Origin of the sequence: Nitrosomonas supralitoralis (assembly GCF_003011925.2) — a bacterium.
Lineage (GTDB): Bacteria > Pseudomonadota > Gammaproteobacteria > Burkholderiales > Nitrosomonadaceae > Nitrosomonas > Nitrosomonas supralitoralis.
Map to the genome: position 1 here is coordinate 37,298 of NZ_PXXU01000010.1, position 12,928 is coordinate 50,225.

The window sequence follows — 12,928 nt, forward strand, 5'->3', positions numbered from 1 at the left end:
AGGGGGTGTATATAGTGTTTTTCTTTGAATAGATCTTTTTAGTTTCTGGCAGAATCAGTACTAGTTGCTTTTGTTTTCTGAATTGTTTCATGAAGTGTATTTGGATAGTGGAAATTCTACATATTTTAGCTTTAATAGGGCAATTTTTAATTTACGAGTATCGCTGCTAACTAGACAATGTTCAAGGAATATTTTGCTATTAATTTAGACTTCTTAAAAATGAAGTCGCCTCCATTGATTGGTGTCGATATCAGTTCCTCATCTATAAAAATGGTTGAATTATCTCAGATTGATAAAGGAAGCCAAACTTATCGAGTCGAACGCTATGTTATAGAATCTTTGCCAACTGATGCAATGCTCGATGGTGGGATTGCGAATATGGAAGCAGTGAGTGATTGCCTGTTGCGTGGTTGGAAACGTATGGGAACACGACATAAAAGTGTAGCGCTTGCATTGCCTGCAACAGATGTGATTACAAAGAAAATAATTGTTCCGGCGGGACAGCGAGAAGATGATTTAATTTTTCAAGTGGAAAATGAAGCCAGTCAATATATTCCATTTCCATTAGATGAAGTTGATCTTGATTTTCAAATAGCTCGATCAATCCCCGATAGTTTGGAGGAAGTGGAAGTTCTAATTGCTGCTTCGCGTAAAGAAAAAGTGGAAGATCGTGTGGCGGCGGCACTATCCGCTGGTTTGAAGGCGACTGTTATGGACGTGGAACCTTATGCGGCGCAAGCTGCTTTCGAGTTGGCGTTGAATCAATTACCTGGGAGAGGAAAAGACCAGGTTATTGCATTGGTTGATATTGGCGCAACTATCATGAAAATTAATGTGCTTCTCAACGGTGAATCGATATATACCCGAGATCAATCATTTGGCGGCAATCAACTAACCCAAGAAATACATAACCAATTTAACCTCTCTCTGGAAGAATCTGAGGCGGCCAAACGTAGTGGAGGGTTACCTAAAAACTATCAGGCAGATGTTTTGCAACCATTTTGCGAGACTTTAGCCATTGAAGTGATGCGTGCTATTCAATTTTTTTATACCTCAACGCAATATACTGAAGTGAACTATATTTTTATAGCAGGCGGAAGCGCAGTGATTCCAGGATTGGATGCGATTATTGCAGCACGTACGCAGGTCAGTACTCTGATTCTGAATCCTTTTGCGACAATGGAATTGTCGAGTCGTATTATTCCGCGGCAACTGAATCTCGATGCACCCTCTCTTTTGATTGCGTGTGGTTTGGCTCTAAGAAATTTTGATCCATCATGATCCGCATTAATTTACTTCCTCATCGTGAAATTAAACGTAAAGCGCGACAACAGCAAATTGCGATGCTGGCTGGCTTGGTTGGTTTGTTAGGCTTGATTGTAGTGTGGAGCATTCATGACATTATTACTGGAAAAATAGAATTTCAGAATAACCGCAATCAATACTTAAAAGATCAGATTACGATTTTGGATAAAGAGATCGCGGAGATCCGAGATATTAAAAATCAGACCCAAGAATTACTTACACGTAAACAAATCGTCGAGACCTTACAGAACAGTCGATCAGAAGTCGTCCATTTATTGGATCAGTTGGTGAGATTGCTTCCAGATGGTGTGTATCTGCAAAGTATCAAACAGGAAGGTCACAACATTACTTTGATCGGATATGCTCAATCTAATGCTTGGGTATCAACGTTGATGCGAAATCTTGAGTCTTCACCGTGGCTTGAGTCACCGTTATTAATAGAAATTAAGGCGATGATGATCAATAATGTGCGTCAGAACGAGTTCAACATGAAAATAAAGCTCAAGCAGGCATCTATCAGTGAAATGCTTAATTTGTCTTTAACACTTGAGTAATATACATGCATAGTACGATGAACAACCTGCTCATTGAATTGCGTCAGCTTGATATCCATCAAGCTGGAAACTGGCCAGCGACATTTAAGATCGCAGCACTGGCTCTATTGTTTGCTGCGATTATCGTAGCAGGGCATTTTCTGGTCTGGCAGGATCAGATCGAGATGCTGGAAAATATTCAAGCTGAAGAAGAAGCGCTAAAAAATACTTATTTGGTTAAAAAAGTAAGTTCTGTCAATTTACCTGCTTTGCGTTTACAGCTAAAAGATATCGAGCAATCTCTGGGTGCTTTGTTAAAACAGCTTCCTGATAAATCCGAAATGGAAGCACTATTGGTGGATATTAATCAAGCTGGCCTGGGTCGCGGATTGCAGTTTGAATTGTTTAAACCAGATGTGCAGGAAACGATTAATGCATTTTATGCCGAGCTTCCGGTTTCTATCCGGGTGACTGGCAGCTACCATGATATTGGAGCGTTTGCGAGTGATGTTGCGCAATTGTCACGGATAGTTACGTTGAATGACGTTAACATTTTACCTGGAAATGACGGGAAACTAGTGTTGGATGCCGTTGCAAAAACTTTTCGCTATCTGGACGAAGAAGAAGTATTAAAGCAGGCCGGAGGCAAATAAATTATGATTAGAAACATATATCTGCTAGTATTACTTATAATCTGGTTTAACATGATAACTGCATGCAATAGAAATGATTACAGTGATCTGGAAGCATTCATACATAGCTCCGGAGAGGGTTTGCAAGGGAAGATTGATCCTTTGCCTGAGGTTGTTCCATATAAATCTTTTACTTATCAGGCATTTGATATACCTAGCCCTTTTGTGCCACGCAAGAATGATCAAGTACAGACGCTTGCAAGTGAAATTCAACCTGATTTGCATCGACGCAAGGAATTGTTGGAATCCTATCCACTGGAGAATTTATCTATGGTTGGTTCGTTACAACAGCAAGACAGGATTTTTGCTGTCATAAAATCACCGGATGGAGCTTTGTATCGGGTAAAGGTTGGTAATTATTTAGGTCCGAATTTTGGGAAAATTAGCCATATTTCTGAATCTGAAGTTAAACTATCAGAAATCGTACAAGATGGGGTGAGTGAATGGATTGAAAGGACTAGTGTACTTACGCTGAAAAATTAGCAACGTAACAACCATTAAGCTAACAATAGCGATGAAAGGGTATGGCCTTAATATGGTATTTGCTGCAATATTGATTTGTTTTTCATTGGTAATTTTTTCTCCACAACCGGTAACAGCCGAAGCGTTTCATAACAGTATCCGTTCAATCGATATTTCTACCTTTCAAAATAGCGAGGTAATTGCCAAGATTACTCTCGATCAACCGCTTCAAACACTTCCAACAGGTGTTGCTCTTGACAATCCACAGCGTATTTATTTTGACTTTTATCAGGTTTCCAATGGCTTAGGAAAGAATGAACAGGAGGCCGCTGAAGGTGATTTGCGCAGTATAAATGTCGTTCAGGTGGGCGATAGAACACGGCTGGTATTAAATCTAGCCAGATTAATGCGACATGAAATCCTGGCACAGGAAAATATACTGTTAATCAAACTGCTCACTGTGCCAGAGAATCGAACATCTGCTAATGTTGTGCGTTTTGCTGAGGAAGCTTCTAATGCGCATATGAATAGCCTGCAGGATATTGATTTCCGCCGCGGGGCAAATGGTGAGGGCCGTATTGAAGTAGATATGACAAAAGCTGGGACAAGCGTTGATGTGCAGCAACAAGGCGACGACATTTTCGTCGAGTTTGTCGATACGCTACTGCCGAGTAGTCTTAGAAGGCGTTTCGATGTGATGGATTTTGCTACGCCAGTGCAGATCATTGAAACATCCAAGAAAGGAAATAATGTCCGTATGCATGTTAAATCCGGTGGACGGTGGGAGCACTCAGCCCGTCAATCTGGTACAAGATTTATTCTTGAAGTACGAGCGCTGACCGAAGATGAAGAGGAACAAGCGAAAAAAAGACGTGCTAATGGTGGATATACTGGCGAAAGATTGTCGCTAAATTTCCAAGATGTGGAAGTTAGGGCAGTATTACAAGTCATCGCTGATTTCACTAATTTGAATATTATCGCCAGTGATTCGGTGGGAGGAAATCTCACATTAAGACTAAAAGATGTACCTTGGGACCAAGCGCTTGATATTGTGTTACAAGCGCATGGATTGGATAAGCGTAAGGTAGGTAACGTTATTTTTGTGGCGCCGCGAAAAGAAATGGCGGACAGAGAGTTGCTCGATGTGGAAGCGCAGATGCAAATAGCCGATATGGAGCCGTTACGTTCAGAAACATATCATCTGAATCATCGTAGGGTTAATTCAATTGTATTTGAAGGGATGCTCAGCAGGCGTGGTACGATTAACCTCGATGAGATTAGCAATACTGTGACAGTTACTGATATTCCAGCCAGGATAGAAGAAGTCAGAAAACGCATACAAAAACTGGATGTGTTTGAAAGACAGGTGATGATTGAAGCGCGTATTGTTGTAGCAACGGATACTTTTAGCCGCAATCTTGGCGCGCGTTTTGGTATACAGAATGCGACCGGCCTGGGCGATCAAACGTTAGGGATTTCTGGTAATTTAACAGGCTCAAGTCAGTTGGCTGCTGGGGGTGGGGCTAGTGGAGCCAACAATCTCAATGTGAATTTGCCTGCGGCAGCTGCCACTGGTTTATTGGGTGGACCGGCTGCACTGGGTCTGAGTTTGATGAAGATTAATAATGGCCGATTAATCAATCTAGAGTTGTCGGCATTGGAAACGGATCAAAAAGGGAGAGTGATTGCCAGTCCGCGTGTGGTCACAGCCCATGGTGTTGAAGCGATTATTGAGCAAGGTGATAGGATTCCCTTTCAACAAGCCACAAGCAGTGGTGCTACGAGTATTCGCTTCATAGACGCAACGCTTCGATTAAAAGTAAAACCATTGATTACCTATAATGGCCAAATTGATATGGAGCTAAATGTTAATCAAGATCAAATAGGAGCAACTATCAATCAATTTCTGCCGCCAGCGATAAATACCAAGCAAGTAACTACCAAAGTACTGGTGGAGAATGGTGGAACCGTTGTAATTGGTGGTATTTTTGATCGTACTGAGAATTTTGTCGTCAATAAGGTGCCGATGCTGGGTGATATTCCTGTGCTTGGTCACGTTTTTCGCAATACAACCAAGGTCGACAATAAACGTGAATTGTTGATTTTTGTGACTCCGCGTATTTTGAACGATAGCTTGAATCTACAGTAGTGTAAATTAGCTTCCCATGGGAAAACTAGCTTGGCGCCACGCTTCATAAGCGATAATGGCGACAGTATTGGATAAATTCAGACTGCGACTGGTGGCTACCAGCGGAATTCGAATGCGGTGCTGTTCCGGGAAAGTATCCATGATATGGGAGGGCAAGCCACGACTTTCTGTGCCAAACAGAAAGGTATCACCTGCTGCGTAGGCTACTTTGTCATAACGCTGTTTTCCCTTTGTGGTGATTGCAAATATTCGATGACTCTGCAGACTCTGGCAGCAATCAGTCCAACTGTTATGTACTTTGATTTGGGCGAATTCGTGATAATCCAGACCTGCACGCAATAATTGCTTATCTTTGAGTGGAAATCCTAATGGTTTAACAAGGTGCAATTGCATCCCGGTATTAGCGCATAGACGGATAATGTTACCTGTATTGGGTGGAATTTCGGGTTGATAGAGAATAATGTTGTACATTTCGATATAAAGATTATCTGCTCATCATAACGGATGAAGACCTATTTGGTATTATTCAGGCAAAGCCCGAGCTATTACCCAATTACTGATTTCAATCGCGCCGTGTTGACGTAATACTTGGGCTAATTCATTCAATGTGGCACCAGTTGTCATGACATCATCAACCAACGCCACATGCTTCCCGGAAAGATCTATTTTACACTTAAAAGCATTGCGAATATTTTTCTGCCTGTCCTTCCAGGGTAATCCGGCTTGTGATGGCGTGTGTTTAATCCGCGTACAGCTATCGGGCAATACAACAATTCCCATCGGCTTCGAAATATGACGACTGATTTCCATCGCTTGGTTAAATCCTCGCTCACGTAACCTGATTGGATGCAAAGGCATAGGTATAATGACATCAGGAATAATATTTGTGATTTTTAGTTTTTTGATGAGTAAGTTACCCAGAATCGATGCCAAAGATAGATTGGCTTGATATTTTAAAGCACGAATCAGAGCGTCAACAGGAAAAGCGTAGCGCAGAGTTGCAATGGTGCGTGTGAATGCAGGTGGTTTGTTCAGACAAGCACCACAAATTTCCGAGGTAGGTACTGGCCACAAGCAAACAGGGCAGTGATTGTACGGCAGTTGCGGCAAGTCGAGAATGCAAGGCTCGCAGAAATCCTGATTTGTGGGTATACCGCATAGTATGCAATTTGTCTGAGTCATGATGGATATAATGCGTGGAAAAGTTATGCAACAAAATTAATTGAAAAATTGACAGAGCCACTTGAATCCTTGATCATCCATGTTGTTGATGATAGAAGAATCGTGTTTCACTTTAAGAAAATGGTAGGTTAATCGGCATGAATTTTAATTCACTTATAACTAGTAACGAAATGGAAGGTAGCACAAGCAACTTTACCAAGGAATCACAAGATGCTGAATTATGGAATGTAACAGAGATCGAGTCGTTGTTGAATGCGTCTTTTAATGATTTGATTTTTCGTGCGCAGACGGTGCATCGCCAATATCATGACCCAAATGGTGTGCAATTATCCACGCTGATTTCTGTCAAGACGGGCGGTTGTCCGGAAGATTGCGGCTATTGCCCGCAGGCGGCTCGCTATCATACTGGTGTTGAAAATCAGGACATGCTCTCGTTGGATGAAGTGATGTTGGCCGCGACGGCAGCGAAAGACAAGGGTGCGTCGCGATTCTGTATGGGCGCTGCCTGGCGTGGCCCGAAGCAGCGCGATATCGAAAAAATGACTGAAATGGTGCGTGCAGTCAAATCACTGGGCATGGAAACTTGTGCCACACTGGGTTTGTTAAAACCCGGTCAAGCGCAACAACTCGGTGAAGCAGGGCTGGATTATTATAATCACAACCTTGATACAGCGCCTGAATACTACGAAGAAATCATAACCACTCGGCAGTATCAGGATCGCTTGAACACATTACAACAAGTCCGTGATGCTGGTATCAACGTATGTTGCGGTGGTATTGTCGGCATGGGAGAGACACGCCGTTCGCGAGCCGGATTGATCGCTCAGTTGGCTAACATGAATCCTTACCCCGAATCGGTTCCGATCAACCATCTGGTGCAAGTCAAAGGTACACCCCTTTATGGTACTGCAGTGTTAGATCCGCTCGAATTTGTTCGTACTATTGCCGCCGCGCGGATTACCATGCCGAAAGCTATGGTGCGTTTATCCGCGGGTCGACAGGAAATGTCCGAAGCTGTCCAGGCATTATGTTTTCTAGCGGGTGCCAATTCCATTTTCTATGGCGATAAGTTACTGACAACGGGAAATCCGGAAACCGATCGCGATCGATTGCTGATGGAAAAATTGGGGCTACACGCACTGTCAGCATAGATGTTTCCCGACCTGATTGAGCGGTTACGCAAGCGTGAACAGCAAGGTTTGCTGCGTCAGAGAAAAATTCTAGAAAGCCCGCAATCAAGCCAGGTCACTATGGATGGACGTGATTATTTGGCTTTTTGCAGCAATGACTACCTAGGCTTGGCCAATCATCTGGATTTGATTGAATCAGTTAGTAAAGGAGCGCGGCGATATGGTGTCGGCGCAAGCGCGTCCCACATGATCAACGGCCATTTCTCAGCGCATCATGTTCTTGAAGAGGCGTTGGCGGAATTTGCCGGATTTCCACAAGCGTTGCTGTTTTCTACCGGTTACATGGCCAATATCGGCGCTGTAACGGCGCTGGTTGGACGAGAAGATGCTATCTTTTCGGATAAACTGAACCATGCATCGCTGAATGATGCGGCTTTGTTATCGCGCGCCAAATTTATTCGTTACCCCCATGCTGATCTTGCGCTACTGGATCAGCGATTGTCTACAACGAATGCGCGACGTAAGCTTGTGATTTCGGATGCGGTATTCAGCATGGAAGGTGATATTGCGCCAATTCCTGAACTGGTGGCTGTATGTGAGAAACATCAAGCTGTGCTGTTGTTGGATGATGCGCACGGTTTTGGCGTGTTGGGTAGGCAGGGACGCGGTAGCTTATTTTTGCCGGATTGTGGCAGTATTCATTCGCCCAATATTATCTATATGGCGACCTTAGGAAAAGCTGCAGGTGTATTTGGTGCTTTTGTTGCAGCACAGGCGGAAGTCATCGAAACTCTGATCCAGTCTGCGCATAGTTATATTTACACCACGGCAACGCCGCCATTGTTAGCACAAGCGCTCATGGTCAGCCTAAAATTAATTCAACAGGATGAATGGCGAAGGAATGTATTAACGCAAAATATCGTGCAATTGAAAGAGGCATTGCAATCGCTGCCATGGAAGTTATTGCCTTCCAGTACCCCGATCCAGCCTCTGATGATAGGAGAAAGCGCTGAGGCAGTATGTATCAGCCAACGTTTGCGTGAACGGGGAATTCTAGTGCCCGCGATCCGTCCGCCGACAGTTGCACAAGGTACTGCGCGCTTGCGTATTTCGTTGTCCGCAGAACATCAGCCGTGTGATCTCATGCGCTTGGCAGAAGCATTGCAAGAAATCGCATTGCAGGTATGACACAGCTTCATATTGAATCCATGGGGCATGGCCCCGATCTGGTATTATTGCATGGCTGGGCAATGCATAGCGGCATCTGGAGCAGTGTTCGAGATCACCTGATGCAACAGTTTCGTTTACATCTGGTGGATTTGCCTGGGCATGGACTGAGCCCTATGTGCGAACCGGGAACACTTGATCATTTGGCCGAGATCATTGCGGACATTCTGCCCGAGCGATGCATGCTCGGTGGTTGGTCATTGGGTGGACAGATCGCGATGGAGTTGGCGCTGCGCGAACCGCAACGTGTACAGAAACTGGTTTTGATTTCCACCACACCGTGCTTTGCCAAAAGCGACGATTGGGAATCGGGCATGGAGCGTAAATTACTGCAACTTTTCCTGGAAAATTTGAAACTCAATTATGTTACGACCATTAACCGATTTCTGACCTTGCAAATGAGTGGTGATCGTGATGCGGGCAAGATTTTGTCTCAATTGCGCAAGCATTTTTTTCAGCGCGTCGAACCTGATCCCAGCGCATTAGAGAAAGGGTTGAAGATTTTGCAGCAGACTGATTTGCGTGGTCGTTTCGTCGCAATTCAACAACCTGTTTTGTTATTGCATGGTGAGAATGACGTGATTACTCACCCCGCCGCTGCGGATTGGATGCATCAAAATTTGCAACAATCGCAGCGAGTGATGTTTGCGCACTGTGGTCACGCGCCGTTTTTATCCTATCCTGAACAATTTGTGACTTGCCTCAATGAATTCCGAATACACGCTTGATAAAAAACAACTACGCGCTGCATTTGAGCGTGCTGCTGGCAGCTACGATCAAGCGGCAGTTCTGCAACGTGAAATCAGCAATCGCATGCTGTCGCGTCTGGAATATATCAAATACCGACCCGATGTCATTCTGGATGCCGGCAGTGGCACCGGTTATGGCAGCCAGCAACTGGCCAAACGTTATCCAAAAAGCCAATTGATTGCGGTTGATATTGCCAGGACTATGCTGTCACACGCACGTCCCAATACTACCTGGTGGCAGCGCATGCTGCCGTTGCTGCAGCAACGTACGGATTATGTGTGTGCGGATATTGAGCAGCTTCCGATTAAAAGTGAGAGTATCGGCATGGTTTGGTCGAATCTCGCTTTTCAGTGGTGTAATGATCTGGAACACACGTTTGCCGAGATGCATCGCATTCTACGCACTGATGGTTTGCTGATGTTCAGCACCTTCGGCCCGGATACGTTAAAAGAATTGCGTCAGTCTTTCGCGCATATCGACACATTCAGTCACGTCAATCGCTTCATAGATATGCACGATATTGGAGATTTATTGGTGCACAATGGTTTTTCCACGCCGGTGATGGATATGGAATATATCACTCTGACCTATTCCGATGTCATCAGCGTGATGCGCGATCTAAAAGCCATTGGCGCGCATAACGTACTGCTCGGCAGGCAACAGGGATTGATGGGTAAAAATAAATGGCAACAAGCCATTAACGCCTACGAGGAACTGCGCCGCGATGGTAAGTTGTCCGCCACCTTTGAAGTAATCTACGGTCATGCCTGGCGGCCATTTGACCGCCACTCGGTACTGACACCAGAAACACGCCGGCAATTGGGTTTGATTCCTTAAGCATGGTTACCGGTTTTTTTGTCACCGGCACCGACACCGGAATCGGCAAAACCACTGTGAGCTGCGCGTTGTTGCATACGTTTGCAGCACAAGGCAAGAAAGTGGTCGGCATGAAACCGATTGCTGCAGGCAGTGAGAATGGAAAATGGCTGGATGTCGAACGCTTACTCGCTGCCAGCAACATAAGTGTTACGCATCAGCAAATCAATCCGTATGCGTTTGATCCGCCGATTTCTCCGCACATCGCCGCGCAGCAGGCAGGTACGGAAATTGATCTGGCGCTTATCCATCAGGCTTACCAGGAGCTCAAAAACAAAGCAGACATCGTAATTGTCGAAGGCGCGGGTGGGTTCTTGGTGCCGATCAATCAAAGCCAGAATGGGTCGGATCTGGCGCAAGCATTGAATCTTCCGGTTATATTGGTTGTCGGTATGCGTTTGGGTTGTTTGAATCATGCGTTGCTGACGGTGCAAGCAATACGTGCTGCTGGTTTGAACTTGGCGGGTTGGGTGGCTAACTGTACAGATCCTCAGATGCAGGTTTTGAAGCAAAATATTGCGACATTGGAGCAGTGGTTAAATTGTTCTCTGCTGGGGGTTCTGCCGTTTGACAAAAAAATAGATATACAAGAAAATGTTATATCTGTTGATATTATAAAATTGCAGAACTGTGCGTTATGGCTGTAGCGATTCAATAACGATATGCCGTTTATTGTGTCAATTGTTAGTTATCATCATGTTTTTGAACTAATCGATGAATCAATCTGCTAATTTTATTTCAACTCAACTTGATGCTGGTTATTATCCAGATAAAGCTTGATGAATGGAAACACTTTATGGATTATGTTTTTCAAGACATGTTGGAATATGAAAAATATATTTGGAGGGGGCAGAGACGCGATGATTGGAGACTTGTTCCATCAATTGATCGGTTAATTCAGAATGGAAAAATCTCGCAAGAGGAACACTACAAATTTCAGGAGCAACACCTAAAAAGTTTTAAATTGGCTGCGAGAGGCCTTCGTGGAGCCAATCCTTCACAGATTAATGAAGAAAATGATTGGTGGGCGCTTGGACAACATCACGGATTAGCTACACCACTCCTTGATTGGACTAAATCACCATTTATCGCGGCTTTTTTTGCATTTATAGAAATTGGTGATCCACAAACCGAAAGTCGTGCAATATTTGCTCTTCATCAATCAGTTGATAGCTGGTCAAAAGACAAATGTAGGAAGGAAAATATGCAGCACCGAAAGCAGCGAGAAGAGTATAGAAAAGCGAATAAACCGATAGGTCTTTTAAATTCTATTAGTTCGGATACAGATCCTGAGCTGATTTTCATCAAACCTTTCTCGGATGAGAATCAACGCCTCATAAATCAGAGTGGTCTTTTTACGCGCAGTATGACAAAAGGATCAATTGAATCTTGGGTCTCAAAGAATCATTCATCTGACGATGAGGGTATGACGCTGATCAAATTTCTTATTCCAGACAAGGAACGAGAAAAATGTTTGCAAACATTAAATCGCATGAACATAAATCCACTTACTTTGTTTCCTGATCTTTCAGGCGCTTCAATATACTGCAATTTACATTCTGAAATTAGGAATTACTAAATTCAATGCCCCAAAATCACCCAAACCGTTGGTCGCAACATGTCACCGAGACCAGCAACGCGCTGGATCTTGAACCCGGTGTTTTTTCATGGGATGATCCGCGCAAAATTGCACTGTCGCTCAAACGATCGGCCGACAATAGTCGGAGACGCAAGGCTGCACCATTCGTGTCGGCGATGTCGATGCTTAATTTTTACATCAACCGAGCGGGGAAGCATTTGTCCGCGCAGCAGCGGGGTGTTCTGGAAAAAGCCAAAGATGAGTTGCGGGAATTGTATGGCAAGCCGGGCATCGAAGCAGAACAGAAGTTTTTTAATGACAAATAATCAACAATAATTTTCATTTATACCTGATGAGTTACTTAGATTTGACCAGCAATCAGTTTACCTCCAAAGGCTACTGGGAGCGGCCGCTAGAATGTTTGAATCCGCCGACAGCCAATGAGCTTGCACTTTTTGATCAGAATGGTTATGACTTAACGGAATTGGAGCAATGTTATGCAGAAGTTAACTTGACACCCGCCCAACCGCATCGAGAGCATCGACGTGCTTTAAAAACACACTGGTTCACACAACCGGAACGAGTGGAGGGGGCTGTGTTGAACCACAGTTTGCTGTTTGAGCGCAAAGGTTATGCCGGCGCAGCCTTGGAACAACTTGAGCGATGGGCGCAAACAAATCCGCTAGTCTATAAAATTATCAGGATGCGCCCCAAGTGGGGGTTGGATTTCAGCATGGATTATGTAGATCGTGCCGGGAATGTATTTGAAGTATTACACTGGGAATATGATGGCTTTGACTTTGATGAAGTAGAAACGCGCAAGCGGCAGTTGGAGCCTAAGCTTGCCGTGATCGATTGGGACGATGCCGCCGCCAGTATTTTGAAACTGAAAGTCCAATGGCACCATCTGGATTTCTTTGCGCAAAGCGACTGGAAGTGTAATTATTTTGGTATCGTCAAAGAGCGCTTCAAAATGGTGATTTGGGAGTAAAAAATCACTTGGGGAAATGAATTGTAAATACTACAGACTCGAGGGTGTCCTT

15 protein-coding genes are annotated in these 12,928 nt (G+C 44.3%); 13 read left to right on the top strand and 2 right to left on the bottom strand.

Translation table 11 applies throughout. From position 1 onward, the window contains the following. Window positions 1–177: 177 nt before the first annotated feature. From C7H79_RS04975 to C7H79_RS04995, 5 genes are read left to right on the top strand one after another with little or no spacing between them, the layout of a single operon-like run. Entirely contained in the window at window positions 178–1,281 is a 1,104-nt protein-coding gene (locus C7H79_RS04975) for a pilus assembly protein PilM (protein ID WP_106706194.1), read from the top strand. After that, on the top strand, window positions 1,278–1,859 hold the full coding sequence (locus C7H79_RS04980) for a PilN domain-containing protein (protein WP_106706195.1): 582 nt from the start codon (window positions 1,278–1,280) through the stop codon (window positions 1,857–1,859). Before C7H79_RS04975 ends, C7H79_RS04980 begins: the two co-directional genes overlap by 4 nt. Before the next feature lie 17 nt (window positions 1,860–1,876). After that, window positions 1,877–2,491 carry a type IV pilus inner membrane component PilO gene (locus C7H79_RS04985; protein WP_106706235.1) on the top strand — a complete coding sequence of 205 codons (615 nt, stop codon included), beginning with the start codon at window positions 1,877–1,879 and terminating at the stop codon, window positions 2,489–2,491. 3 nt (window positions 2,492–2,494) lie between these two features. Continuing rightward, window positions 2,495–3,013, top strand: a complete 519-nt coding sequence (locus C7H79_RS04990; protein ID WP_106706196.1) for a pilus assembly protein PilP — start codon at window positions 2,495–2,497, stop codon at window positions 3,011–3,013. A gap of 31 nt (window positions 3,014–3,044) precedes the next feature. Further along, window positions 3,045–5,141 (top strand): type IV pilus secretin PilQ, encoded by a 2,097-nt coding sequence (locus C7H79_RS04995; RefSeq protein WP_106706197.1) that lies wholly within the window; start codon window positions 3,045–3,047, stop codon window positions 5,139–5,141. 6 nt (window positions 5,142–5,147) lie between these two features. Here the strand turns inward: C7H79_RS04995 and trmL are convergent, their stop codons facing one another. After that, entirely contained in the window at window positions 5,148–5,612 is a 465-nt protein-coding gene (trmL, locus tag C7H79_RS05000) for a tRNA (uridine(34)/cytosine(34)/5-carboxymethylaminomethyluridine(34)-2'-O)-methyltransferase TrmL (RefSeq protein WP_106706198.1), read from the bottom strand. Between the two features lie 51 nt (window positions 5,613–5,663). After that, a complete protein-coding gene (locus C7H79_RS05005) occupies window positions 5,664–6,323 on the bottom strand; it encodes a ComFC family protein (protein ID WP_106706199.1) in 660 nt (219 codons plus the stop codon). A gap of 137 nt (window positions 6,324–6,460) precedes the next feature. Between C7H79_RS05005 and bioB the strand changes: the two genes are divergently transcribed. The 8 genes from bioB to C7H79_RS05045 all read left to right on the top strand — a co-directional run bounded on the left by bioB (window position 6,461) and on the right by C7H79_RS05045 (window position 12,876). Then, window positions 6,461–7,474, top strand: a complete 1,014-nt coding sequence (bioB, locus tag C7H79_RS05010; RefSeq protein WP_106706200.1) for a biotin synthase BioB — start codon at window positions 6,461–6,463, stop codon at window positions 7,472–7,474. After that, a complete protein-coding gene (gene bioF, locus C7H79_RS05015) occupies window positions 7,475–8,641 on the top strand; it encodes an 8-amino-7-oxononanoate synthase (protein WP_106706201.1) in 1,167 nt (388 codons plus the stop codon). It abuts the gene before it with no gap. Further along, a complete protein-coding gene (bioH, locus tag C7H79_RS05020; RefSeq protein ID WP_106706202.1) occupies window positions 8,638–9,408 on the top strand; it encodes a pimeloyl-ACP methyl ester esterase BioH in 771 nt (256 codons plus the stop codon). Before bioF ends, bioH begins: the two co-directional genes overlap by 4 nt. Beyond that, complete coding sequence (gene bioC / locus C7H79_RS05025; RefSeq protein ID WP_106706203.1) at window positions 9,386–10,267, top strand: malonyl-ACP O-methyltransferase BioC; 882 nt, start codon at window positions 9,386–9,388, stop codon at window positions 10,265–10,267. Before bioH ends, bioC begins: the two co-directional genes overlap by 23 nt. A gap of 2 nt (window positions 10,268–10,269) precedes the next feature. Continuing rightward, on the top strand, window positions 10,270–10,953 hold the full coding sequence (gene bioD / locus C7H79_RS05030) for a dethiobiotin synthase (RefSeq protein WP_106706204.1): 684 nt from the start codon (window positions 10,270–10,272) through the stop codon (window positions 10,951–10,953). Window positions 10,954–11,102: 149 nt separating this feature from the next. Then, window positions 11,103–11,885, top strand: coding sequence for an FRG domain-containing protein (locus tag C7H79_RS05035; protein WP_172592359.1), 783 nt, complete (start codon window positions 11,103–11,105; stop codon window positions 11,883–11,885). Window positions 11,886–11,890: 5 nt separating this feature from the next. Beyond that, window positions 11,891–12,211 (top strand): DUF3175 domain-containing protein, encoded by a 321-nt coding sequence (locus C7H79_RS05040; RefSeq protein ID WP_106706206.1) that lies wholly within the window; start codon window positions 11,891–11,893, stop codon window positions 12,209–12,211. 26 nt (window positions 12,212–12,237) lie between these two features. Then, window positions 12,238–12,876, top strand: a complete 639-nt coding sequence (locus tag C7H79_RS05045) for a hypothetical protein (protein ID WP_106706207.1) — start codon at window positions 12,238–12,240, stop codon at window positions 12,874–12,876. Window positions 12,877–12,928 lie beyond the last annotated feature (52 nt).